The sequence below is a fragment of the Pseudomonas thivervalensis genome (assembly GCF_001269655.1).
Taxonomy (GTDB): Bacteria; Pseudomonadota; Gammaproteobacteria; order Pseudomonadales; family Pseudomonadaceae; genus Aquipseudomonas; species Aquipseudomonas thivervalensis.
Genome location: NZ_LHVE01000014.1, coordinates 152,633 through 177,008, shown reverse-complemented (window position 1 = coordinate 177,008; position 24,376 = coordinate 152,633). Strand labels below are relative to the sequence as shown.

General features: G+C 61.1%; 24 protein-coding genes. 10 read left to right on the top strand and 14 right to left on the bottom strand.

Annotated elements, in window-relative coordinates:
* Together AD659_RS20340 and AD659_RS20335 are read right to left on the bottom strand one after the other, a co-directional pair.
* The gene (locus tag AD659_RS20340) at window positions 1-1,065 is read right to left on the bottom strand and encodes an imelysin family protein (RefSeq protein ID WP_053124486.1); all 1,065 of its coding nucleotides are present in this window, start codon (window positions 1,063-1,065) and stop codon (window positions 1-3) included.
* Window positions 1,066-1,093: 28 nt separating this feature from the next.
* On the bottom strand, window positions 1,094-2,521 hold the full coding sequence (locus AD659_RS20335; RefSeq protein WP_053124484.1) for a di-heme oxidoreductase family protein: 1,428 nt from the start codon (window positions 2,519-2,521) through the stop codon (window positions 1,094-1,096).
* A gap of 279 nt (window positions 2,522-2,800) precedes the next feature.
* On the opposite strand from AD659_RS20335, the gene AD659_RS30260 reads away from it, so the two are divergent.
* Entirely contained in the window at window positions 2,801-5,407 is a 2,607-nt protein-coding gene (locus tag AD659_RS30260; protein WP_231987645.1) for a hypothetical protein, read from the top strand.
* A 97-nt stretch (window positions 5,408-5,504) separates the two neighbouring features.
* Window positions 5,505-7,109, top strand: coding sequence for a hypothetical protein (locus tag AD659_RS20325; RefSeq protein ID WP_053124481.1), 1,605 nt, complete (start codon window positions 5,505-5,507; stop codon window positions 7,107-7,109).
* Between the two features lie 263 nt (window positions 7,110-7,372).
* On the opposite strand, the gene AD659_RS20320 is transcribed toward AD659_RS20325, so the two are convergent.
* The 6 genes from AD659_RS20320 to AD659_RS20295 all read right to left on the bottom strand — a co-directional run bounded on the left by AD659_RS20320 (window position 7,373) and on the right by AD659_RS20295 (window position 11,592).
* Window positions 7,373-8,713, bottom strand: coding sequence for a sensor histidine kinase (locus AD659_RS20320; RefSeq protein WP_053124479.1), 1,341 nt, complete (start codon window positions 8,711-8,713; stop codon window positions 7,373-7,375).
* A 67-nt stretch (window positions 8,714-8,780) separates the two neighbouring features.
* Entirely contained in the window at window positions 8,781-9,218 is a 438-nt protein-coding gene (locus AD659_RS20315) for a Spy/CpxP family protein refolding chaperone (protein WP_053124476.1), read from the bottom strand.
* Window positions 9,219-9,491: 273 nt separating this feature from the next.
* Entirely contained in the window at window positions 9,492-10,169 is a 678-nt protein-coding gene (locus AD659_RS20310) for a response regulator transcription factor (protein ID WP_053124474.1), read from the bottom strand.
* Between the two features lie 7 nt (window positions 10,170-10,176).
* Window positions 10,177-10,587, bottom strand: coding sequence for an SH3 domain-containing protein (locus AD659_RS20305; protein WP_053124472.1), 411 nt, complete (start codon window positions 10,585-10,587; stop codon window positions 10,177-10,179).
* A gap of 107 nt (window positions 10,588-10,694) precedes the next feature.
* Window positions 10,695-10,994 carry a YciI family protein gene (locus AD659_RS20300; protein WP_003204875.1) on the bottom strand — a complete coding sequence of 100 codons (300 nt, stop codon included), beginning with the start codon at window positions 10,992-10,994 and terminating at the stop codon, window positions 10,695-10,697.
* Between the two features lies 1 nt (window position 10,995).
* Window positions 10,996-11,592: a septation protein A gene (locus AD659_RS20295; RefSeq protein ID WP_041476107.1), complete on the bottom strand. Its 597-nt coding sequence runs from the start codon at window positions 11,590-11,592 to the stop codon at window positions 10,996-10,998.
* An 87-nt stretch (window positions 11,593-11,679) separates the two neighbouring features.
* Here AD659_RS20295 and AD659_RS20290 point away from each other — a divergent pair, with 87 nt between their 5' ends.
* From AD659_RS20290 to rluB, 5 genes are all read left to right on the top strand, one after another.
* Window positions 11,680-12,543, top strand: coding sequence for a PHP domain-containing protein (locus AD659_RS20290; protein WP_053124470.1), 864 nt, complete (start codon window positions 11,680-11,682; stop codon window positions 12,541-12,543).
* Window positions 12,544-12,556: 13 nt separating this feature from the next.
* Window positions 12,557-13,186 (top strand): L-threonylcarbamoyladenylate synthase, encoded by a 630-nt coding sequence (locus AD659_RS20285; protein WP_053124883.1) that lies wholly within the window; start codon window positions 12,557-12,559, stop codon window positions 13,184-13,186.
* The gene (locus tag AD659_RS20280) at window positions 13,187-14,017 is read left to right on the top strand and encodes a segregation and condensation protein A (protein WP_053124469.1); all 831 of its coding nucleotides are present in this window, start codon (window positions 13,187-13,189) and stop codon (window positions 14,015-14,017) included. It abuts the gene before it with no gap.
* A gap of 11 nt (window positions 14,018-14,028) precedes the next feature.
* A complete protein-coding gene (scpB, locus tag AD659_RS20275) occupies window positions 14,029-14,982 on the top strand; it encodes an SMC-Scp complex subunit ScpB (protein WP_053124468.1) in 954 nt (317 codons plus the stop codon).
* A 307-nt stretch (window positions 14,983-15,289) separates the two neighbouring features.
* On the top strand, window positions 15,290-16,525 hold the full coding sequence (gene rluB / locus AD659_RS20270; protein ID WP_053124466.1) for a 23S rRNA pseudouridine(2605) synthase RluB: 1,236 nt from the start codon (window positions 15,290-15,292) through the stop codon (window positions 16,523-16,525).
* Between the two features lie 226 nt (window positions 16,526-16,751).
* On the opposite strand, the gene AD659_RS20265 is transcribed toward rluB, so the two are convergent.
* From AD659_RS20265 to AD659_RS29855, 3 genes are all read right to left on the bottom strand, one after another.
* On the bottom strand, window positions 16,752-17,717 hold the full coding sequence (locus AD659_RS20265) for a M29 family metallopeptidase (RefSeq protein ID WP_053124464.1): 966 nt from the start codon (window positions 17,715-17,717) through the stop codon (window positions 16,752-16,754).
* A 93-nt stretch (window positions 17,718-17,810) separates the two neighbouring features.
* The gene (locus tag AD659_RS30015; RefSeq protein ID WP_003178782.1) at window positions 17,811-17,948 is read right to left on the bottom strand and encodes a hypothetical protein; all 138 of its coding nucleotides are present in this window, start codon (window positions 17,946-17,948) and stop codon (window positions 17,811-17,813) included.
* Window positions 17,949-17,969: 21 nt separating this feature from the next.
* On the bottom strand, window positions 17,970-18,152 hold the full coding sequence (locus AD659_RS29855) for a hypothetical protein (RefSeq protein ID WP_153043905.1): 183 nt from the start codon (window positions 18,150-18,152) through the stop codon (window positions 17,970-17,972).
* Between the two features lie 452 nt (window positions 18,153-18,604).
* On the opposite strand from AD659_RS29855, the gene AD659_RS20255 reads away from it, so the two are divergent.
* Both AD659_RS20255 and arfB read left to right on the top strand, forming a co-directional pair.
* A complete protein-coding gene (locus tag AD659_RS20255) occupies window positions 18,605-20,026 on the top strand; it encodes an amino acid permease (protein ID WP_053124461.1) in 1,422 nt (473 codons plus the stop codon).
* 184 nt (window positions 20,027-20,210) lie between these two features.
* A complete protein-coding gene (gene arfB / locus AD659_RS20250) occupies window positions 20,211-20,624 on the top strand; it encodes an alternative ribosome rescue aminoacyl-tRNA hydrolase ArfB (RefSeq protein ID WP_053124458.1) in 414 nt (137 codons plus the stop codon).
* Here the strand turns inward: arfB and AD659_RS20245 are convergent.
* From AD659_RS20245 to AD659_RS30010, 3 genes are all read right to left on the bottom strand, one after another.
* Entirely contained in the window at window positions 20,621-21,820 is a 1,200-nt protein-coding gene (locus AD659_RS20245) for an MFS transporter (protein ID WP_053124456.1), read from the bottom strand. The genes arfB and AD659_RS20245 overlap by 4 nt on opposite strands.
* A 102-nt stretch (window positions 21,821-21,922) precedes the next feature.
* Complete coding sequence (locus AD659_RS20240) at window positions 21,923-22,153, bottom strand: hypothetical protein (RefSeq protein ID WP_082343592.1); 231 nt, start codon at window positions 22,151-22,153, stop codon at window positions 21,923-21,925.
* Between the two features lie 37 nt (window positions 22,154-22,190).
* Entirely contained in the window at window positions 22,191-22,334 is a 144-nt protein-coding gene (locus AD659_RS30010) for a hypothetical protein (protein ID WP_162893862.1), read from the bottom strand.
* 287 nt (window positions 22,335-22,621) lie between these two features.
* Between AD659_RS30010 and AD659_RS20235 the strand changes: the two genes are divergently transcribed.
* Window positions 22,622-24,247: a methyl-accepting chemotaxis protein gene (locus AD659_RS20235; RefSeq protein ID WP_053124453.1), complete on the top strand. Its 1,626-nt coding sequence runs from the start codon at window positions 22,622-22,624 to the stop codon at window positions 24,245-24,247.
* The last annotated feature ends 129 nt before the right edge of the window (window positions 24,248-24,376 follow it).

The following is a 24,376-nucleotide window of genomic DNA, read 5'->3' as shown; positions in this document are numbered from 1 at the left end:
TCAGTCACCGTCGTTGGCGTTGAAGCCCAATTGAATGCCCAGCGCCTTGGCCAGTTCGCCTTCGTGCAGGCGATGGACGACGTTGAGGCTGTCGTACAAATCGTTGAGTTGCTGGCGCCCGGCATCGTCATTGAGCATTTCGGTCAACGAGCGCTGGCTGCTGGCGAACAGTTTCAACGAGGCATCGTAGGCGGCGTCGATCTTGTCTGCCAGTGGCTTCTGGTCGCTTGGCAGCAGGCCGCGCAGGCCCTTGTTGTCCACGCCGGCCCAAACGGTCCTGGCCGCGCTCAGGCTGGCTTCCAGCCCCTGCAGCGATGACTGGCTGCGCCAGGCATCGGCCTGGAACGGTTGAGGCACGCCCTTGCTCTGGCGGCCCATCGGCGTGCCGAGTTTTTTCTTCAACGTGTCCAGAGCCGTGACCTGCACGCGCAGCAGGTCGGCGATGGCCTCGTGGGAATCGGCGTAGCGCTGGTTGGGAAACTTGCTCATCTGGGCGAGCATGCCGTCATTGCTGTTCCAGCCCGACAGGATCTCTTCAGCGAGCTGCTTCTGGCGTTCGCCAATGGCGATGAGCAGCGGACAGTACTTGGCTTTCTGCGCGCTATCGGCCATGTCGATTTTCGCGTCGAACAGCAGGTATTCGTAGGCGGAGAGCCCTTGCACGACCACGCTGGACTTGGCCAGGCCGGCGGCGTCGATCTGCGGCTGGCTGTTGACCAATTGCTCGACCTGACGGCCCACCAGGTTTTTCTTGTCCGGCCAGAACTGCACCTGCCAGGCACGGTTGCCCTCGGCCAGCGGACCGATCAGCAGCGGTTGCAGCTCGGCCCAGGCTTTTTGCGCCTTGAGGAAGTCGGCGCGGGCGGTTTCCAGGTTTTCCTTGTCTTGGCAGAACGCCAGGGCACTGGTCGCCAGTTGCCGGTCGGCCTCGACCCAGCGGCTGTAGGTCGGCAGGATCACTTGCTTGGCGATGGCGGCCGAGGTGACGGCTTGCGGATCCTGGGGCGAGCAGGCGCCGAGGGCGATGGCGGCGAGGCTGGTGAACAACAGCTTGGGACGGAACATGTCAGGCTCCCATTTCTGGAAAAGGCATTTAAAGGGAATTCAGGAAGGCCAGCAACGCAGCGCGCTGCTCGGCATTGAACGCTAAAACCTGGCGCTGCGCCGCTTGTGCTTCGCCGCCATGCCACAGCACGGCTTCAAGCAGGTTGCGGGCGCGACCGTCATGCAGGAACTGGGTGTGGCCGTTGACGGTTTCGGTCAGGCCGATGCCCCACAGCGGCGGGGTTCGCCAGTCACGGCCGCTGGCCTTGAACTCGCTGCGGTTGTCGGCCAGGCCTTCGCCCATGTCGTGCAGCAGCAGGTCGCTGTAGGGACGGATGACCTGATTCGCCAGCTCCGGTTCGGCGGCGTTGGCGGCGGTGGTGTATTTCGGTGTGTGGCAGGACTGGCAGCCGGCCTGGAAAAACAGATTCTTGCCGGCCAGCACTTGGGGTGAATTCACGTCGCGACGGGCCGGCACCGCGAGGTTGCGGCTGTAGAACAGCACCAGGCGCAGGATATTGTCGCTGACTTCCGGCTCGCCCGCAGGGCCGTTGCCGCTGGGCGCGCGCTTGCAGTCGACTTGGGCTTCGGTGCAGTCGTCGAAAGGCCGCAGGCTGGTCGTCAGGCCCATGTCACCGGAAAACGCGTGGACGTTCTGTTGGTTGAGGTTAGGCTGCCCGGCTTTCCAGCCGAAGCGCCCCAGCACGGTTTTCTGTTGCACATCGTCCCAGACCAGGTTGGGGCGACCGGCGATGCCATTGTTCTCCCGCGCCTGGGCTTCGGCATTCGCCAGGAGCGCCTCGTCAGGGATGGCCTCCAACAGGCCCAGGCCGATCATCGGCGGTGCGACGCGGGCCGAAAAGCGCGTGTCGGGGTGCATCGGGCCATACCCCAACTGGGTGATCTGCAGGTTCGGCTTGCGCAGTTCGACGACGGTGCCGTCCTTGAAACGCACCGGGACCGGACTGTAATCGACCCGTACCTTGCCTTCGGGGGCGACGCCGGGCACCGACATGTCCTGCAATTGCCCACCGTAGACCGGCTCCGGCACCACGCCCAGTTGCTCGATGACCTTGGCGTAGGCCGGTGCATCGGGAATCGACAGGCGCACCAGCATCGACACCGCGCTGGTCGCGTCCGGCGCTGGCGGATGGCCGCGACCGTCCTTGACGTGGCAGTTCTGGCAGGCGTTGGTGTTGAACAGTGGGCCGAGGCCGTCCCGGGCGGTGGTGGTCGATGGTGCGATCACCCAGGGGCTGCGGAAGAAACTGTTGCCGACGCTGAAATCCACGCGCCGTGAGGGCGGCAGGTTGGCCGAGGGCAGGGAAAAGGCGTTCTGATCACTCTTGCGGACCGTCGCCGCGCCACCGGAACGGGCTTCACCCGGTTCGGCCTGGGTAAAACGCGGGGCATCATCGCAGGCACTCAGGCCCAAGGCCATGAACAGTGCGCATAAGCGAAGAGGCAACGACGGCATCGGGAATCCTGGGGGACGAGTAAAACGCGGGCGCAAAGTCTAACAGGGCGGGGCGGTTTGAATAAGAGGGATTATCGTTTGGTTTTTAGGCAGCACTTTAGCCAGCTTACCAAGCTGCTTTTCTAAGGCTGGCTCCAGCGTCCAGTCATTCCCGCCCTAACCGTTCGTCGGCAATCGGCTCTGACCTGTCAACCCTGACAGTAGCCGATCCTCCTTGGCTGGAGTTTGATGACCCCAACACCGAAAGGTCACGCGATTCTCACTCGCCAGGAAAACATGATGGATACCGAATCGTCTGTCTTGAACCATCCGTTCGATCTATTCCCTGTCTATATTCCGGGATGGAAGACGCCGGTACTTCCAGAAGGCCTGGCGCACGGCGGTATCCCACAGAGCATTTATGACGGTCGGCCCCAGGGATTGCAGTGCGTGATCTACGCATGGACCGAGCTCAAGAGCGGCTCCTGGACAATGGCGGTCCTTGATCGAGTTGACTTGTATGTCAACGGCGAGCTCTCGGGGGCAGGCTTTACCGTCCAGCCGGGAGAAGAAAATAAGGAGTACTTTCTCTTGGACCTTCCCCAGGGGAAACTGAGAGAAGGGGTCAACAGGCTGCATTACACAATAACCCGTCTCAGCGAAAATCCCGGTATTTCCGATGATTTGAATGTGCTGTACCACTTGCGGGCACCGGGTGAGCCGGCGCCCCAAGGCCTGGATCTGGTGATCCCGCCGGATGTGCTCCTTGATGGTGTCAGCGCCGAGCAGGCGGCGCAGGGTGTGACGTTTGGTTTTACCTATTCCAATCCGCGAGATTACGACAGCATCAGGTTTCTAGTGGGCAATGTGACCGTTCCTGTTGACGGGTTTGATGCCTCCAGACCGGTGACGCATACGCTGTTTACCGACACATTCAGGCAGGCCGGGGACAACCCCAATACAGCGCTCCAGTTCACGGTGACTGACCAGTTGGGCAACGCGAACCGGTCGTCGATCAAGCACTTGGATATCCATCTGGACCGCGTGCTGATCGCTCCCACCCTTACCCATGTAAAAGATTCCGCCGGTCAGGAGATTCCCGACAAAGGCGAAACAACCAGCACCACCTTGGAGCTGTCGGGCGAGGCAAGTAAAGGCAAGGAGATCGAGGTCTACGACGGCAGTGGAGCCAGTGCCGTCCCCAAGGGCAAAGCGCTTGCCGATGCGACGACCGGCCTATGGACCAGGGAAATCTCCGTCTCGGTCGGTGCTCGCCGCCTGTATGCGAAATCGCTCTACCACCCTACGAACGTCTATTCGAACGTACGCACCCTGACTGTGAGTCAGCTACTGAACCTGATTGAGCCCTCGGTGAAAGAGGCTAACGGCGCGATCTTGAACCCGATCAGCGCCAAGGACCTCCTAACCGTCGTGGTGCCGGCCAACGCTGCGCTACTGCCTGGCGACAAATTAAAAGTGACCTGGACCGGCGCGCCAGGAACATCCGTCGAGGGTTCGCATACTTCAGGCGAATCGTTGGTAAGTGCCGGGTTGGAGATACGGATCCCCAACAGCGTAGTGGCCTTCAACCTGGGCAAATCGGTGAAGGTCTCCTATGAGGTCACGCGAGGTAACGAGCCACCGATCCCTTCGCCGGTTTTTGACTTGGCGGTGCTGCCCCTGACGCAAGCCGACCTGCTGATGGCCAAGCCGATGATCCTGCAAGCCGCCAACAATGGCGAAGGCCCGGAACTCGACCTGGCCAGCTTCTCCGGTGAAGCTACTTTGAAGGTTACTCCCTGGCCGCTCATCGCCCTTGATCAGAAGGTATGGCTGCGCTGCGACGGCACCACGGCTGACGGTTTTCCGCATACGATCATCGTGCAAGCTGCCTCGGGCGTGACCGTGAACGAAGTTGGGGCCGGGCTGCTCAAGCCGGTTCCATGGGGGCAGCTGCAACTTTTGCGTGATCGCTCCGAGCTGAACGTCGTCCTGCTGGTGACCTTCGACAAGGCCCCTGATATCGCAACGGCCATCGAGTTCCCCTTGCGCACATACACGGTCAAGCCCGTGGTACTTGAAACACCGCTCATTACCTCGGTCAAGGACCCCAGCAACACCCTCATCTCCGAGGGTGGCTACACCTTGGCGACCACCGTGACGCTCACTGGCCAGGCAACGCCCAACACCAAGGTCGAAATCTTCGATGGCACTGAAAAGAAAAACACGGTCGAGGTCGATTCCAAGGGCTTGTGGGAGGACACCCTGAGCGGGCTCGACATAGGGAGTCACAGTTTTACCGCCCGGGCAATCATGCGAAATAACCCCGTGTCGCCGCCCTGGCGATTTACGGTGGTGGCGCGTCTGGCCATCGATCAAGCGGTTCACTTTCTAGTTGGGCTGCATGTCAGAACTGCCGCTATACCACCGAATCCGCCGCCTAACACGTACGTGGATCGAGTACCGTCAGGGGGGCTCGCCCCCTACTTCTACATGTCCAGCGATTCTACCGTTGCCGAGGTCGCTACCCAGACACAGCCGCGAGTTCTTTCAAGGGGGGAAGGAAACGCCACGATAACCGTGCACGATTCATCCGGTCAGAGCACTTCCTATCGAGTCACCGTTGCCAATGTTTGGCTGGTCAGCAGAGTCGCTCTAGGACGAGGAGCGTTTTTGGAGTGCTGGAATCAGGCGCAAGCTGAAGGAGGCACCATCCCTACACTTGAGGCGTGGGGAAAGCTCCTGTTGGCTTACAACGGCAATGCAGGTTTTGGCGGCGATCGTGCATGGACTGCGGATATTTCCGGTACCGGGCAGCGATGGGCTGTGATACCGATCGAATACAGCCATAAGATCTCAGTATATGAATATGACCATGCCAGTGCACTTAAGGCTGTGAAGGTATGAAGTCGCCCCAGCGCCAACCCGTTGGGGTTACCAGCATGGGTTGGCCGTCACGAACGTTGTCGAAAGCCCGCACGCCCTCCGTTTGCCAGGAACCGTCATGGACATTCAATCCTCTGCCTTGAACGAACAATTCGACCTGTTTCCCGTGATTATCATGGGTTGGGTGACGCCAGTTAAACCGGCCGGCCTCGCGGATGGCGGTATCCCCAAGAGCCTTTACGACGATCAGCCCAGGGGACTGAGGTGTCTGATCGACCCGTGGACCGAACTCCAGCGACGTTCCTGGACAATGGCGGTGGATGATCGAGCTGATTTATACGTCAATGACGATCCTTTTCCAGTGGCTGGCAAAGATGTGGGGCCTGGAGAAGAACAGCTGCGCATGGAGTTGTATGTGCCCCATGGGCGGTTATTGCATGGCATCAATCGGCTGCACTACAAGGTAACCCGTCCCAGCCAAAACGGTGAATCATCCAGGGACCTGCACGTGCTTTATCACTTGCGGGCACCGGGTGAGCCGGCGCCCCAAGGCCTGGATCTGGTGATCCCGCCGGATGTGCTCCTTGATGGTGTCAGCGCCGAGCAGGCGGCGCAGGGTGTGACGTTTGGTTTTACCTATTCCAATCCGCGAGATTACGACAGCATCAGGTTTCTAGTGGGCAATGTGACCGTTCCTGTTGACGGGTTTGATGCCTCCAGACCGGTGACGCATACGCTGTTTACCGACACATTCAGGCAGGCCGGGGACAACCCCAATACAGCGCTCCAGTTCACGGTGACTGACCAGTTGGGCAACGCGAACCGGTCGTCGATCAAGTACTTGGATATCCATCTGGACCGCGTGCTGATCGCTCCCACCCTTACCCATGTAAAAGATTCCGCCGGTCAGGAGATTCCCGACAAAGGCGAAACAACCAGCACCACCTTGGAGCTGTCGGGCGAGGCAAGTAAAGGCAAGGAGATCGAGGTCTACGACGGCAGTGGAGCCAGTGCCGTCCCCAAAGGCACAGCAACTGCCGATGCGACAACCGGCCAATGGACCAAAGACATCACCGTCGACGTTGGCTCTCGCCGCCTGTATGCAAAGTCGCTCTACCATCCTACGAACGTCTATTCGAACGTACGCAACCTGACCGTGATAGCTGAACCCCTGAGCATCGATACCAGCGACGCCATTCTCGACCAGTTAATGTTTAGAGCCGATAAGTTTCCTGATCGTCCGCCAGTAGGGGCGTACGTAGAGCGGATACCGTCGGGAGGTGTGCCTCCCTATACCTATACGTCCAGCGACCCAGAGAAGGCAGAGCTTTTTTCATCATCAGAACCACGGGTTGTCTCGAAGCACTCAGGGACCGCTACGATAACCGTTCGAGATAAAATGGGTGCGAGCGTGTCTTACCGAGTCATTACTTCCAACGTTTGGCTGCTGTTCGACTTAGGTCAAGACTATGAGTCGCGGACGTATTGGATTTGCTGGGAGGCTGCGTGGAACGCCGGGGGGACCATCCCTGACCTGGTGACTTGGGGAGCGCTTCGAACCATCCATGACGGTGACCCAGGTTTGGGTGACTCGCGTGCATGGTCTTCGGACCTAGGTCCCGGTGACAGGACTGTGTATACAATCAACCCTAAAACAGGAGACCGAGAGCTCCTGTCCCAGGATCACGCCTTAGCAAGGGGATGGATGATCAAAAAGGTATGACCTTTCCTTGGCATTGATGCGACGAGACTGGCGACGCGGCTCATTTCAGGTCTGGGGCCGGTGTGGCGAGGAGCTTGCTCCCGTTGGGCGCTGTAGGAGCTGCCGAAGGCTGCGATCTTTTGATCTTTTGATCTTTCGCTTGAGACTCAGCTGTTTGGGGAAAGATCGCAGCCTCGTTGCACTCGACAGCTCCTACACAGCTCCTACGCAGCTCTTACAGCCAGCGGGAGCAAGCTCCCTCGCCACGGGGTTTTGCTTTGGCTTTAAGGTTGCACGACAGCCCCCGGCACCAACGGCAGCTCCAGCGTCGCAATGAAACCGCCTTCGGGATGATTACCCAATACCAGCGCGCCGCCATGGCGTTCGGCGGCACGGCGCGCAATAGCCAGCCCCAGGCCATGGCCGGCGGCGGTCTGGCCGGGGGCGCGGTAGAACGGCTCGCCCAGTTGCCCCAAGTGCTCTGCATCCACGCCGGGCCCGTGGTCGCGCACGCTGATCAGGATCCGTTCGCCCTGTCGCAGCGCGCGCATTTCGATCGATTGTCCGGTTGGATTGAAGCGCTGGGCGTTGCGCAGCAGGTTGTCCACCGCTCGCTCGATCATGGTCGGCCAGCCCTTGAGGGTCAGGTCCGCCTCGGTTTCAAGCTGCACGGTTTGTTCCGGTGACGCCAGCTGCGCATCTTTTTGCAGGGTGACCAACAAGCCGTTGAGGTCTACCTCTTCGGCGCTGGCGTTGTCGGCATCGACCCGGGCCAGGACCAGGATTTCACTGATCAGGGCCTCCAGGCGATCGCATTCGCGGGTCAGGCGCGGCCAGAGCTTTTCACGCTCCTCGGGGCTGGCCCGTTCAGCCAGTGCCAGGGCAATGCGCAGCCGGGCCAGGGGCGAGCGCAGTTCGTGGGACACGTCGCGTAGCAGTTGTCGTTGGCTGGCGATCAGGCTTTGCAGGCGCGCGCCCATGCGGTTGAAGTCAGTGGCCAGTACGCCGAACTCGTCCCGCCGGTTGGCCAGCTTGGCAAGGCTGTTCTGCTGGTAGGCGGCCTGGCCCAGGTCATGTACCGCACCGCGCAGGCGACTCAGCGGACGGGTGATGGAGAACGTCACCAACAGGCTGAACAAGGTCAGCACCACCAACGCGATCCCCAGCGCACTGAGGGGCCAGAGCAGGCTGCCGCGGTGCCAGGCGTCCAGTTCGGGATGGGGAATGCGGTAGATGAACAGGTACGTATCGCCACTTTTGGCGCTGGTGAACTCGTCAGTCAGTCGTCGCCAGGGCAGGCGTCGGTCATCGTTGTTCTGCCGGGCCTCGAAGGCTGCGGCGCGGTGGGGGAAGGTGCCACGTACCACCGGGTCGCCGCTTTCGTTGAACACCTGGACGTCGATGTGATACTGGCGCTTGCGCTGTTGCAGGATGTCCTGGGCGGCGTCCTCGCCCTGGCTTTCATAGGTTTGCGTCCACTCTTCGGGCAGGGTGTTGAGACCCGGATGGCGGCTGAGGATCCAGGCGTCCTGGTTCAGCATGTGGCCCATCAGGATCGAAAGTCCTGCAACCAGGGCGATGGCCAGCCAGAAACTGGCCAGGATGCGCCAGAACAATGAACGCACGATAAATCCTCGAAAACAAAGAAAGCCCAACGGCAAGGGGCCGTTGGGCCGGGGGAACTTCAGTGCATTATTGCGCTTTTTGCGGCTGTTGCGCTTTCCAGGCCTTGAATTCGGCCCACTCGGCGCGACGCTCGGCCTGCTTCTTCTGGATCGCGTCGAATTCTTTTTGCTGTTCAGGCTTCAACAATCCACGGATCTGGGCATCGACCTTCTGATGCCGGGCTTCCATTTCGTCTTTCATGGCTTTCTGGTCGGCTGGCGACAACTTGGCCAGGTACTTGTCGACCAGTTCCCGCTGTTCGTGGCGCTGTTCGCCCATGATCTGGCGAATCTGCTGGCGTTGTTCGCGGCTCAGGTCCAGTTGGCTGTAGGGGCCTTTGTCGTGCATCTGGCCGCCATGACGCGGGCCGTCCATTGGGCCCATCGGGCCAGGGCCTTCGGGCATGGCCATGGCGACGGTCGGCAAAGCGGCAGCAAACATCAGAGCGATAAGGGTCTTGCGCATGGTGTGTCTCCTTGTCTCATTCCCGGTCAGTTCCGGATGTGTGCAGATTACGGAGATCAAGGTCAGCGGCGGTCAGGGGGGCGTAAAGCTTGGGTAAAGACGGTTAGGTGCAGGCCTGACAAATCCGGGAGTCGAACACAAATCCCTGTGGCGAGGGAGCTTGCTCCCGCTGGGCTGCGAAGCGGCCCCAAGGATCTTGCGGTTGCTGCGCAACCGAGCGGGAGCAAGCTCCCTCGCCACAGGATTAGCCATGCCCCTCGGTCCAAGCAATGTTCAGAGGCTGTAGTAATAACCCCGGCTACGCAGCGCCACAATGCGCGGGCGGCCGTCGGGATGCGGGCCGATTTTCTTGCGCAGGTTGCTCACGTGCATGTCGAGGCTGCGGTCGTACAGGGTCAGCTTGCGGCCCAAGGCGATCTGTGCCAGTTCCTGCTTGTCCAGCGGCTCGCCAGGCTGCTTGAGCAGCGCTTCGAGCAGGCGGCTTTCGGAGACGGTGAGGGTCTGTTCCTGTTCGTCGATACTGACCACGCCACGCACCGGGCTGAAGGTCAGGTCGCCCAGTTCGATCTGGCTGGACACGGCCGTCGGGTGGCTGCGGCGCAGCACGGCGCGCAGGCGGGCGGTCAGTTCCCGTGGGTCGCAGGGCTTGGCCAGGTAGTCGTCGGCGCCCAGCTCCAGACCGAGGATACGGTCCAGCGGTTCACCCCGGGCCGACAGCATCAATACCGGCAGCTCCGGGTGATCGTTGCGCAATTGCTTGAGCAGTTCCAGGCCACTGCCGTCGGGCAGCATCACGTCCAGGACCACGGCAGCCGGGGCGGTTTCGGCCAGGGCCTTGCGGGCACTCTGGCCATCGTGACAGGCGCGGACCTGAAACCCTTCCTGGCCCAGCCAACTTACGAGGAGCTCACACAGCTCCTGGTCATCATCTATCAGTAACAGCTCGCTCATGACTCACTCAATTTAGCCATTGCCGACGTTGTCTACGTCCACCGCTGGCAAAGATACCGCAGAGCAAGGCCAATAGCGCTACCCCGGCACCAATGACGAACCATTGCTGTTGATCGGTCAACAGACGCGGTAGCGGGCTGGCCTGGGCTTCCTTGAGTTGCAGCTTCAGGCGCTGGTTCTCCTGGCGCAGCCGGCCCACCAGTGCGCTTTCGCGTTCACCGTTGGTGTTCTGGAGTTGCTGGGTGAGTTCTTCACGCATGCGCTCGCTGTCTTTCAAGCGTTGCTGCAATTCGGCGATCTGGCCGCCAGCGCTCAGGGACAAGGGCGCCGAATGACTGCCCTCGGTGCTTTCCTCGCCATGGGCGGGTGCCCCGATCGCCAACGTGACCAATAACAGGCACAACGGACCTTTGCGCATTGCAACTCCTGAATTCCAATCGAGATTAGACAGGTTGTCGGCAGGCAAACGAGAACAATGAGCAATTGAACGCAATGAGCCGCGAAGGCTCATTGCGCCAGGGGCATTTACGGCATGACTTGCTTGAATGGCTTGACCACGACATTGGCATAGACGCCGGCCGCAACGAACGGGTCGGCCTCAGCCCATTGCTGCGCAGCGGACAGGGAGTCGAATTCGACCACCATCAGGCTGCCACTGAAACCTGCGGCGCCCGGGTCATTGCTGTCTACCGCCGGATGCGGGCCGGCCAGCACTACGCGGCCTTCGTTCTGGAGTTTTTGCAGGCGCTCCAGGTGCGCGGGACGAGCGGCCTGGCGTTTTTCCAGGGAATTGGCGACGTCGGTAGCAATGATTGCGTAGAGCATGTCAGTCCTCGGTTTTTGGCGTGGTGGGGTCGGCATCATGCAGATGACGGGACAGGTAGATACCCTGGCCAATCAGGAACAACAGCGTCATGCCCAGGCTACCGAAGACCTTGAAGTCGACCCAGTACGCCTGGAACGTGAACGCAACGAACAGGTTGGCGGCGCCGCAGAACAGGAAAAATGCGATCCAGGCAATGTTCAACCGGGTCCAGATCAGCTCCGGCAGGTTGATGGCATGGCCCATGATGCGCTTGATCAGCAGGCGGTCACCGATGAAGTGGCTGCCGATGAACGCGAGGGCGAACAGCCAGTTGACCACCGGGGCCTTCCATTTGAGGAAGGTTTCGCTGTGGAACGCCAGGGTCAGGCTGCCGAACACCAGGCAGGCGATCAGGGTCAGCCACTGGCTCTTCTCCAGCTTGCGTTGGGACACGAACAGCGCGCCGTAGACCACCAGGGAGCTGATGATCAGCACCGCGGTGGCGCTGTAAATACCGCCTACAGTCAAGGAGTGACCGGCGAAGTCGACGGCCCGGGGATCAAGTTTGTAGACGATGAAAAACAGCAGGAGCGGGATGAAGTCGATGAATTGTTTCACAGTGGCAGCCAGAAGCAGGATGTGGCGGCATAATAACAAACATCCTTGGCCGCGATAGGGCCAGCTGATTTGAGGTAACAAACTCTCGTGAATGTTGATTTGCACTGCCATAGCACGGCCTCCGATGGCGCCCTGGCGCCTGCGGTTCTGGTGGCGCGGGCGTTCGAGCACGGCGTGCGAGTCCTGGCCCTGACCGATCACGACACCCTCGAAGGCCTCGACGAGGCCCGCGGCGCCGCCACGGCGCTGGGCATGCAGCTGGTCAACGGGGTCGAGCTATCGTGTACCTGGGGCGGGGCGACCATCCATGTGCTGGGCTACGGTTTCGATGTGAATGCGCCGGCGCTGGTCCAGGCCATCGCACAGCTGCGCGACGGGCGCTGGCTACGCTCCGAGGAGATCAGCCGCAAGCTGGCCCTCAAGGGCATGCCCGGTGCGCTGGACGGCGCCCGGCAGATCCAGCAGGAACTGGGCGACAGCGGCAACGCACCAGCCCGTCCACATTTTGCCGACTGGATGGTGCGCGAAGGGTTCGTCAAGGACCGCGCCGAAGCGTTTCGCAAATGGTTGGGGGCCGGCAAGCTGGGGGACGTCAAGCAGCATTGGCCAACCCTGGAAGAAACCGTCCAGACCCTGCGGGCCGCTGGTGCCTGGGTCAGCCTGGCGCATCCATGGCACTATGACTTCACCCGCAGCAAGCGCCGCCGCCTGATCGCCGACTATATTCAAGCGGGGGGCCATGCCATCGAGGTGGTCAACGGCCATCAGCCCGCCGAGCAGGTGGGCAGCCTGGCGATCCTGGCCCGTGAGTTCGGCCTGCTGGTCACCGCCGGCAGTGATTTCCATGGCCCTGGGGGCTGGTCCGAGATCGGCGAATACCGCCCGTTGCCGGAAGATCTGCCACCACTCTGGTGTAGATTCAAACATGATCCCGTTACCGCCGCCGTCTGAACAGGTAGAACACGTGAGTCAATTTTTCCAGATTCATCCGGAAAACCCGCAAGCGCGCCTGATCAAACAGGCCGTGGAAATCATTCGTGGCGGCGGCGTGGTGGTCTATCCCACCGACTCGTCCTACGCCATCGGCTGCCAGATCGGCGACAAGAATGCCGTAGAGCGGGTCAGACGCCTGCGTCAACTGGACGACAAGCACAACTTCGCGCTCATCTGCAGCGACCTCTCGCAGTTGGGCCTGTTCGCCAAGATCGACACCGGCACGTTCCGCTTGCTCAAGGCGCATTTGCCGGGGCCGTACACCTTCATTCTCAATGCCACGCGGGAAGTCCCGCGGCTGTTGCTGCACCCGAAAAAGCGCACCATCGGCCTGCGGGTGCCGAGCCATCCCATCGCCCTGGCGCTGTTGGCTGAGCTGGGTGAGCCGCTGATGAGCGTGACGCTGATCATGCCCGGCGAGACCGAGCCGCTGACCGACCCCTATGAGATGCGCCAGATACTCGAACATCAGGTGGACCTGATCATCGACGGCGGTTTCGGCGGCATGTCGGCGTCCACGGTGATCAACCTGGCCGACGGCGAGCCCCAGGTGGTGCGTGTCGGTTGCGGCGATCCGACGCCGTTCATGGTCGAGGCCTGAATGTCCGTCGTGGAAACCGCCGTGGACAATGTCGACAGCCAGGCCGGCGCGCAGCAGGAGCTGCCGTTCGCCATGGTCTATGGCCAGGCGGTCATGGAAATGCCCCTGGACCTGTACATTCCGCCGGATGCGCTGGAAGTGTTCCTCGAAGCCTTCGAGGGCCCGCTGGACCTGCTGCTGTACCTGATCCGCAAACAGAACATCAACATCCTCGACATCCCTGTGGCGGAAATTACCCGCCAGTACATGGGCTATGTCGAGTTGATGCAGTCGGTGCGCCTGGAGTTGGCGGCAGAGTACCTGGTGATGGCGGCCATGCTCGCCGAGATCAAGTCGCGCATGTTGCTGCCGCGCTCGGCGGAGGTCGAGGAGGAAGAGGACGACCCGCGGGCCGAGCTGATCCGGCGCTTGCAGGAGTACGAACGCTTCAAGGTCGCCGCCGAAGGCATCGACGGTTTGAGCCGGGTGGGGCGCGATGTGGTGGTGCCCAAGCTCGATGCGCCCGAAGCGCGGGCACGCAAGTTGCTGCCGGATGTGAGCCTGGAAGAGTTGCTGATGTCCATGGCCGAGGTCCTGCGCCGGGGCGATATGTTTGAAAGTCACCAGGTCAGTCGCGAAGCACTGTCCACCCGCGAGCGCATGAGCGATGTGCTGGAACGGCTCAAGGGCGGCGGCTTCGTGCCGTTCGTCGAGCTGTTCACCGCCGAGGAAGGGCGCTTGGGGGTGGTGGTGACGTTTATGGCGGTCCTGGAATTGGTCAAGGAATCCTTGGTCGAGCTGGTGCAGAATGAGCCGTTCGCAGCGATCCACGTGCGGGCACGAGCCGAATAACGAGCAAATCAATGAATCTGACTGAACCCCGCGAGCTGGCCCCCTTGCTTGAAGCTTTCCTGTTGGCCTCGGGAAAGCCGCAATCGATGGAGCGCCTGTTCGAACTCTTCGAAGAAGGCGAGCGGCCCGAGCCGGCCGTGTTCAAGAAAGCCCTGACGCTGTTGGGCAAGTCCTGCGAGGGGCGGGCATTCGAACTCAAGGAAGTGGCGTCCGGTTATCGCCTGCAGATCCGCGAGAAGTTCTCGCCCTGGGTCGGGCGTCTGTGGGAGGAGCGGCCCCAGCGCTACTCCCGCGCCATGCTCGAAACCATGGCGTTGATTGCCTATCGCCAGCCGATCACCCGGGGCGAGATCGAAGATGTGCGGGGCGTGGCGGTCAACAGCCATATCGTCAAGACGCTGCTGGAGCGCGAGTGGATCCGCATCGTCGGCTATCGCGATGTGCCGGGCAAACCGGCGATGTTCGCCACCACCAAGGCTTTTCTCGATCATTTCAACCTGAAAAACCTGGATGACCTGCCGCCCCTGGCCGAACTGCGGGAGCTGGAACCCGAGCCGATGCTCGAGTTCGACGACGCCCCGGTACCCCAGGGCCTGCAGGAGCTGGCCGACGCCAGCGCCGAGCCTGAGGAACCGAAGGAAGAGACCAGTTTCCATTCGTTGTTGCTGGAGCTGGACACCATGGAGGAGGGCTTGAAGACTGACTTCGATGACCTGCTGCGTGAAGGGCCTGGTCCTGAGAGTGAGTCGGATGAGTTGGCGGAGCCCGATAGTGCGGTGGAGCCTGATCCAGAGCCAGAGCCAGAGCCAGAAGAAGACATCCTCGGTGTTGCCCAAGCCCGGGAAAAACTGCTGGCCGCCGTCGCCGCCCTCCAGCCGCCGGAGCCGGAACTGAGCGACGAAGAAGCCGAAGCCCGCGCCTTGGCCGAGGCGATCGAAAACGAACGGCGCCAGTTCGACGACTGATCCAGCTGACACCACAACACCCTGTGGGAGCGAGCCTGCTCGCGATAGCGGTCTGTCAATCGACATTGTTGTGGATGTGAAATCGCTATCGCGAGCAGGCTCGCTCCCACATTAGCTAATGACTCCGCCCAACTACGCGTCACCGGTCGGCGGAAAAAGCGCCGGGCGCTGGTTGATCAGCTAGTCTCTGATGCGCAACTGCCTCAACAGGCGTATGATTCGCGACCCCTTGGCGATCCCTTCGCCAAAGACCCGTTTTCAAAGCGTCAGGCCAAGCCTGACCCGACCACACCGGGAGGTGCCCAGAATGAAAGACCTAGACCAGAACGACAGCCAGGAAATCGGCCCAGCAGGCGAGAAGCTGCAAAAAGTCCTCGCCCGTATCGGCGTCGGCTCGCGCCGTGACGTGGAAGCCTGGATCACCCAAGGCCGGATCAAGGTCAACGGCAAAGACGCCACCTTGGGCCTGCGTGTCGACATGCACGACGCCATCACCATCGATGGCAAGGTGATCAAGCGCGAAGAGGCCGCCGAAACGGTGCGCCGCGTGATCATGTACAACAAACCCGACGGCGAGATCTGCACCCGTGACGACCCGGAAGGCCGTCCGACCGTGTTCGACAAGATGCCGCGTCCGAAAGAAGGCCGCTGGATCAACATCGGTCGCCTGGACATCAACACCACCGGTTTGCTGATGTTCACCACCGACGGTGAACTGGCCAACCGTCTGATGCACCCGTCCTACGAGATGGACCGCGAATACGCGGTGCGTGTGCGTGGTGAAGTCGACGATGAGATGATCGAGCGCCTCAAGGCCGGCGTTGTGCTGGAAGACGGCCCGGCGCGTTTCACCGACATCAAGCAGGCCCCCGGCGGTGAAGGTTTCAACCATTGGTACCACTGCGTGGTGATGGAAGGCCGTAACCGTGAAGTGCGGCGTTTGTGGGAATCCCAGGGGTTGGTGGTCAGCCGCCTGAAGCGCGTGCGTTTCGGCCCGGTGTTCCTCAACTCCGACCTGCCGATGGGCCGCTGGCGCGAAATGAGCCAGTACGAAGTCGACATCCTGGCCGCCGAAGTGGGTCTCAAGCCGGTGGCAATGCCGCAGATGACCGCCAAGAGCAAGGACAAGCTGGAGCGGATGCAGCGTAAATCCTCGCGCCCGATGGGCAAGACCGAGCGTGTGCGTACGCTGCGCCCGGCTGCTGACGGCGTGGCGACCGGCCCGCGTCCTTCGCGCGAGCCGCAGATCGAAGGCGAACGCCCGGCGCGCAAACCAGCACCGCGTCAGGACGGCGAGCGCGGCCCACGCACGCCGCGTCCGGCCAATGGTCGGAGCGAGCGCGGCGAAGGTCGCGGTGCCCCGGCGGGTCGCGGTACGCCCGTCGCCGATCGCCCGGCCGACACCAAGCGTCCAGCCAAGCCGGCGCCGAAAAAACGCCCGGGTATCATCCTGGCCGACCGCGACGCACCCTCGGGCAAGCGCCGTGGTGCCCCGGCAGGTTCGGGACAGCGTCCGGGGTTCGGGCGTCGTAAGCCGGAGTGAGGCAGTTGTGAGTTTCTAGCTGCAAGCTGCAAGAAAAAACGCCAACCGTTGGGTTGGCGTTTTTTTTTGTCTGGCTTAATTGATGCGGTGCCGATGAGTCCGTCATCGCGAGCAAGCTCGCTCCCACAGTTGATCTTCAGTGGATGGGAGATAGGTGTTCGACACCGTTCCATTGTGGGAGCGAGCTTGCTCGCGATGGCGGCGTCAGCCTTGCAGAAATCCCAACCTAAAGCACAAACCGTCCATCGAACACCGGCTCATTATCCAGCGCCAACATCCCTTTCTCGAAAATCAGATCCAGATGATGGCTGCCCTTGGCCCCGCCACCCAGCCCCAGGTGCAGGCCGCAGTGGCGCTCTTCGAAACCGGCATTGCGCGCGTACAGGCTCTTGACCCCTTCGTTGGTGCCGATCCCCAGTTCCTCGATGCGGCGGTTGGACGGGTTGGCGTCCAGGTATTTGTTGAAGTCGTGCTCCAGGCCCGGCACGTCGGTGGCGATTTTCTGAATGGTGGAGTCTTCAATCCAAAGCTCCAGCGGCGATTGCAGCACGCCGTATTTGCGTGCGAACGGGATGGTGCTCAGGAACGTGCCGACGAAATTCACCCGGCCATTGATGGTGTCGCTGTGGGTGGCGATTTCGCCGGGGGCGAGGTCGTAGTTGCCGAGGCCATTGATGTCGGTCCACTTCTTCACGCCGCCCAGGGCGGTGTCGAAATACGAGCCGTGGTCATCCTGGAAGCTCAGGGTCGTCGCTTGGGACATGCGCCGGATCAGGTGACTGTTGAGCCCGGCGATACGCTGGGGGATCACGCTGAAGGTGTCGTAGAAATAATCGCCGTAGTCCTTGAACAGCAGCGATTTCTTCCAGTTGTCGGCCATCACGCCTTGCAGCGCGCGGACAAAGTCCGGGCCGTCGGGACGTGGGTTGGGCAGGGTGGAAGAGTCGTAGAAGAAAATATACAGATCGCTGTCGGCAATGGCCTTGGACAGGCGCTCCGTGGATTCGAGGTCCAGGCGCATGGCGCTGAACCGGAAGGGCGAGCCGCTGCCCGCCTGTTCGGCAATGGCACTGGTCAGCGCTTCGTAGTCAGCGGTATGACCGAGCAACACCTTGGCGGACGGGATGCCGGCCAGGGCGGGATGGTGTTCGAGGTAGTAAAGGAAATGTGAGATGGCTCGTTGTGTGTCCATGCTTATTCTTCCCTGACAAGTTCATTTAACTTCCCTGACAACCGGCAAAGAGTGGCGGAGTCGACCGGCCGGATCGCCTCCGCCGGGCAATGCCTACAGAGGCCACATCGCCGTGCCGAACGGAACGACGGCGTCGGCTTGCATCATTTCAACGGCGGCCTCATGGGTAGGGGCTTCAAACCATTCGTCCAGTTGCAGTTCGGTTTCCAAGTCTTTGTCCAGTGCTTGCATAGTGAATCTCCTAGATGACTTTTACGGAAAACGCGGGCCGATTCGGCGAGTCATACCCGGCAGAATCGGCACCGCAAAACTCGCCGGCACGATGCCTTGGCAAGTCGCTGAAAACCTAGTCGAGGGTTTTTTGCTTTGCAAAATAATATTTTTATTTTTTTTATTTGAACTTTTTGTTCCATTTTTGGCGATGAGATTACTCATTCAAAAACAGCCGCCTGGGTGATTCATCTAATAGGTAGCTAGCTACCGTCAATTTGCAGTCAGCCTACGGAAATTTCCTACTTGGAAAGTCTGCGTTACGCACCGTAAAGCAATGCTGACGATTTTTGCCTGGTGAGCGGACCCCTATCGGCGTTTAGGCGGGCTGTAAGAAAAAGCTGCCGAGGGCACCGGTGTGACGAGTTTTTTGATACTTCGCGGCGCTTGTGTCAGGCCAGCGGGAAGGGTCAGATGCGCGCCATACCTGAAGTGCGGGGTGAGACGCTGATCCGGTGGTGTCTGGCAGCGGGAGGGCCGCAGTGTACAATGCGCCGCGTTTTACTGTGACCCTTCGCGTACCCACGCATTTTCAAGGTTATCCGCCTTGTTCACTCCGCCATGCCATAAGCGTGTCGGGTTCGATTTCGTCACAGATAAAAACAAATAGGTGACGCATGACCGTTGTAGAAAATACGCATTCGGGCGAGCTGAAACGCGGCCTGAAAAATCGACACATTCAACTGATCGCCCTCGGTGGCGCGATCGGCACCGGCCTGTTCCTCGGTTCGGCGGGGGTGCTGAAATCGGCCGGCCCGTCGATGATCCTCGGCTACGCCATCTGCGGCTTCATCGCCTTCATGATCATGCGCCAGTTGGGCGAAATGATCGTCGAAGAGCCGGTGGCCGGCTCCTTCAGCCATTTCGCCCACAAGTACTGGGGCGGTTTCGCCGGGTTCCTGTCGGGTTGGAACTGCTGGATTCTCTACATCCTGGTGGGCATGTCCGAGCTGACCGCGGTCGGCAAGTACATCCATTACTGGGCCCCGGAGATTCCGACCTGGGTCTCGGCGGCGGCGTTTTTCATCCTGATCAATGCGATCAACCTGGCCAACGTCAAAGTCTTTGGCGAGGCTGAGTTCTGGTTCGCGATCATCAAGGTCGTGGCGATTGTCGGCATGATTGCCCTGGGCAGCTATTTGCTGGTCAGCGGCCATGGCGGCCCGCAAGCGTCGGTGACCAACCTGTGGTCCCACGGTGGGTTCTTCCCCAACGGCGTGAGCGGCCTGGTGATGGCCATGGCGATCATCATGTTCTCCTTCGGTGGCCTGGAAATGCTCGGTTTCACCGCCGCTGAGGCCGACAAGCCGAAAACCGTGATCCCCAAGGCCATCAACCAGGTGATCTACCGGATCCTGATTTTCTACATCGGCGCGCTCGTGGTGCTGTTGTCCCTGACCCCTTGGGACAGCCTGCTGACCACCCTCAATGCTTCCGGAGATGCCTACAGCGGCAGCCCGTTCGTGCAGGTGTTTTCGATGCTGGGCAGCAACACCGCTGCGCATATCCTCAACTTCGTCGTGCTGACCGCTGCGCTGTCGGTGTACAACAGCGGCACCTACTGCAACAGCCGCATGTTGTTGGGCATGGCCGAGCAGGGCGATGCGCCCAAGGCCTTGTCCAAGATCGACAAGCGCGGCGTGCCGGTGCGTTCGATCCTCGCGTCGGCGGCGGTCACGCTGGTGGCGGTGCTGTTGAACTACCTGGTCCCGCAGCATGCACTGGAGTTGTTGATGTCGCTGGTGGTCGCGACCCTGGTAATCAACTGGGCGATGATCAGCTATTCGCACTTCAAGTTCCGCCAGCACATGAACCAGACCCGCCAGACGCCGCTGTTCAAGGCGCTGTGGTATCCGTACGGCAACTACATCTGCCTGGCGTTCGTGGTGTTCATCCTGGGTGTGATGTTGCTGATCCCTGGCATCCAGATCTCGGTCTATGCGATTCCGGTGTGGGTGGTGTTCATGTGGGTGTGCTACCTGATCAAGAACAAGCGCAGTGCCCGGCATGAACTGGCGGTGGCGACTGCCGCCAAGTAAGCCATCCTGAAATACAACAAACCCGGCCAAGTGCCGGGTTTGTCGTTTCAGGCAAGGCAACAGCTGCTCCCACATTGGTTCTTCAGTGGTCACAGAATTTGTGTTCACCGCCGCTCCCACAAGGGGATCGATGTTGTCTAGGGGATTCGCGGTATCCTGTGGGTCCTGATACCGGACACTTTCCATGCTGGTCATTTCCAACACCGTGCACATCCCGGACGCCGAGATCGAGCTGACGGCCATCCGCGCCCAGGGGGCCGGGGGGCAGAACGTCAACAAGGTCTCCAGCGCCGTGCACTTGCGCTTCGACATTCCGGCCTCGTCGCTGCCCGAGTTCTACAAGGAGCGGTTGCTGGCCCTGCGCGACAGTCGCATTACCAGCGACGGTGTGCTGATCATCAAGGCCCAGCAATACCGCACGCAGGAACAGAACCGCGCCGATGCGCTGGAGCGCCTCACCGAACTGATCCTCAGCGCCACCAAGATCGAAAAGAAGCGCCGCCCGACCAAGCCGACCCTGGGGTCGAAAAAGCGTCGCCTGGAGTCCAAGACCAAGCGCGGCTCGATCAAGGCCGGGCGCGGCAAGGTGGATTTCTAGTTCTTCTCCCGCGCTTCACGGTACCGAGGCGCCTGCCGGTACAGGTAGACACTCAGTGCCAGCCCACCCAGGGCCGCCAGCGCGGCGAACAGGAAGATCGAGGCAAAGCCGAAGCCTGCGGCAATCGCACCGGCCAGCGGCCCGGTGATTCCCAGCGACAAATCAATGAACAGCGAATAAGCGCCCACCGCCGCTCCGCGGCTGGAGGCTGGCACCAGGTTGACCGCTTCCACGCCCAGCGCCGGGAATACCAGGGAAAAGCCGAAACCGCTCAACGCCGCGCCCGCCAGGGCCCACTGGGCATCCGGTGCGAGCCAGAGCAGCAACAGGCCCAAGGTTTCCACCGACAGGCAGGCAATCGCCACGCGAAAGCCGCCCAGGCGGTTGATCAGGTTGCCGAACAGCAGGCGCGCGCCGATGAAGCTGGCGCCGAACAGGCTCAGGCACAGCACGGCGTTGTCCCAATGCTGCGTGGCGTAGTACAGGGTGATGAAGGTCGCGATGGTGCCAAACCCGATGGAACCCAGGGCCAGGCCGCAGCCATGTGGCAACACCCGCCCCAGCACGTGCATGAACGGCAGGCGTTCGCCAGAGACGATGGGCGCAGCGGTCTTGCGCCAGGCCAATGCCAGCCCCAACAAACCCAGCAAGATGATGCTGGCGCCCATGCTCCACAGCCCCAACGCATTGACCAGCCACACCCCCAGCGGCGCACCGATCGCCAGCGCGCCGTAACTGGCGATCCCATTCCAGGAAATCACCTTGGCGGTATTCGCCGCGCCGACCCGGCCGATGCCCCAGCCAATCGAACCGGAGCCCACCAGGCTTTCGGCACTGCCCAGCACCAGGCGACCGATCAGCAGGCTGATCAGGCTGAAGGTCGGCAAGTGGGGCGTCCAGGCCGACACCAGCATGAACACACCGCTCAGCCCACAGCCGGCGAGGCCGAACATCACTGCGCGCTTGCTTCCCAGGTTATCGATGATTCGCCCGGCGTAAGGGCGGCTGAGCAGGGTGGCGAGGTATTGCACGCTGATCACCAGCCCGGCGATCACCGCGCCGAAACCCAGTTCGCCATGGACGAACCCGGGCAGCACGGCCAGGGGAATGCCGATGTTCAGGTAGCCGATGAAGGTGAACAGGACGATGGAAACGACTTGCAGCGTGACCGCCAGGGGGCGCTGGGAATCTGACATGGGGAAGAGGTCCACGGAGCAGCTGGATAGATAGGCTGCTTATGATAACGGCGACCGTGGCGTCAGGGCGGGGAAAAGTAAAACTATTTGCCCAGCGGTGCTTCAGCGGTCGTTCTGTCCGCTAACCAGGCGTGTGGTGACCAGCGCGGCAATGGCGTTTTCTTCGCTGCCGAAACGCGCCAGCAGGGCCGCTTGTTTCTCAGCAGGAAGGCGGGTCCAGATCTCGACCATTTTCTCGGCGGTGCCGATCAGGACGCTGGCCTGGGCTTCGCTGAAGGGAGGGGTGTCATCGGTCATGGGGGGCTCGGGATTCAGGCAGTGTGGAAAGCGCATCTTAGCGCTTTCCACACGGTCTGGTGGTGCGGGTCAATCAGTCTTCGCTGTCGGCCTGGCGGCGTTCAGTGGCTTCCTTGGGCTCGGGTTGCTGGGCGTCAGGTTGCCCTCCGGCTTGTAGCGTGGTCGTCTGCTCAGTGTCGTGCAGGCTTGGGAAGGGGAGATTAGGGATCTCGTGCATTTCGCGCTCCTCGCAAAGTCTGTGGATAGATCTGGTAGATCCGCGCTTTTACAAAGCCTGGGCAGGATACCCCAGGAGAAATGACAAAAAGACTTTTAAATCCTGGCGGAGCGACAAATGGGATTGTGTGTACAGGTCATGTCCAATCAGCAAAACGGTCCCACTACCGGTGGTCGCCAGGGCTCAAGAACGCTCCGTACAGGTCGATGCCATGGACATATCCTCCACGTTCAGTTGCTACAGCGGACCCTGGACATGGAGGTTCTTTATTCGAAGAGATCGACCCCATGTTTCTACAAAAATCCCTGAGAGCCCAGATTCTTGCCCTGCTCAGCGGCAGCCTGCTGGCCATGTTGCTGATCGCCCTGGCGTCCTTTTACTTCCTTTCCAATGGCATCCAGAATTATCGTCAACTGATCGACGGGCCATTGCGTGCGTCGCAATTGATCGATGAGGCCAACGTGCAATTCAAGGTCCAGGTCCAAGAGTGGAAAAACGTCCTGTTGCGCGGCAAGCAACCAGCGGACCTGGATAAATACTGGAAGCAATTCGAGGCACGCCAGAGCGATGTCCAGGGCATCCTTGGCCAGTTGACCACCCACGAAGGTGTCCCGGCGCAGATCAAGGCGCGCATCGAACGCCTGCGCGGCGAACATGCCCAGTTGGGCGCGGCCTACCAGAAGGGCCGTGATGCGTTTGTGGCGGCGGGCGGCGACGCGGCGGCGGGCGATGCGGCGGTCAAGGGCGTGGACCGCGCGGCCAGTGAGCAGATGAGCGAGTTGGTGGTCGAGCTGCATAAGCTGGGCGATGAACAATCGGCGCTGATCAGTGCCGATGCCGACCGCACGATCATGCTGGGTACGGTGATCATGCTCGTCTCGGGATTGCTGGTCGGGTTGTTGAGCGTGTGGCTGGTCAACCGCAACCTGGTGCAGCCCATCCGTAACCTGATCGAGTACGTGACTCAACTGAGCCGCGGGCGTTTCGCCGAGCGTGTCACGAGCACGCGCCAGGATGAGCTGGGCGACCTGGCCCTGGCGGCCAACACGCTGCGCGATTTCCTCGCCGAAACCTTCACGCGCTTGCAGCGCAGTGCCACGGAGCTGGACAGCGCCAGCGGTGAGCTCAATGCGATTGCGAGCCTGATGAGCCAAGGCACCAGCGAGCAATTCGAACGCACCGATCAGGTGGCAACGGCAATGAATGAGATGTCCGCCACTGCCCAGGAAGTTGCCCGCCATGCCGCCGATGCGGCGCAAGCTGCAGATGATGCCGATCATTCGGCGCAGCAGGGCGAGAAAGTGATGCAGGGCACTATCCACACCATCACTCAAATGCGTGGCGAAATTGCCAACACCGCCACGGTGATCCGGCGCCTGGAAGCCGACAGTGGGCGCATCGGCAAGGTGCTGGAAGTAATCCGCGGGATTGCCGAGCAGACCAACCTGCTAGCCCTCAACGCCGCCATCGAAGCGGCCCGCGCGGGTGAGGCCGGACGTGGTTTTGCGGTGGTCGCCGATGAGGTTCGCAGCCTGGCCCAGCGTACGGCGTCATCGATCATCGAGATCAACCAGATCATCCAGACCGTGCAGACGGGCGCGGTGGACGCGGCCCAGGCCATCGAAAGCGGGCAGTCGCGCAGTGAAGCAAGTGTCGAGCAGGTGACCCAGGCCGGCGCGATGCTGGAGCGCATCACCCAGGCCGTGGAAGCGATTCGCGACATGAACCGTCAGATCGCCACTGCGGCGGAAGAGCAGACCTCGGTGGCTGAAGACATCTCACGCAATCTGACCGAAATCACCTGCATTGCCAGCACCAACCTGGACAACGTAAAGCGCACTGAAGCGGCCAGTCAGGATTTGCATGGGTTGTCAGGGCAGTTGAATGAAGTGACGGCGCGGTTGAGCGCCTGACGGTATTGACCTGTTTGGAATAGGGGCCTGATTAACACCTGGAGATTAACACTTGTGGCGAGGGAGCTTGCTCCCGCTGGGGGTAGGAGCTGCCGAAGGCTGCGATCTTTTGATCTTGATCTTTCGTTA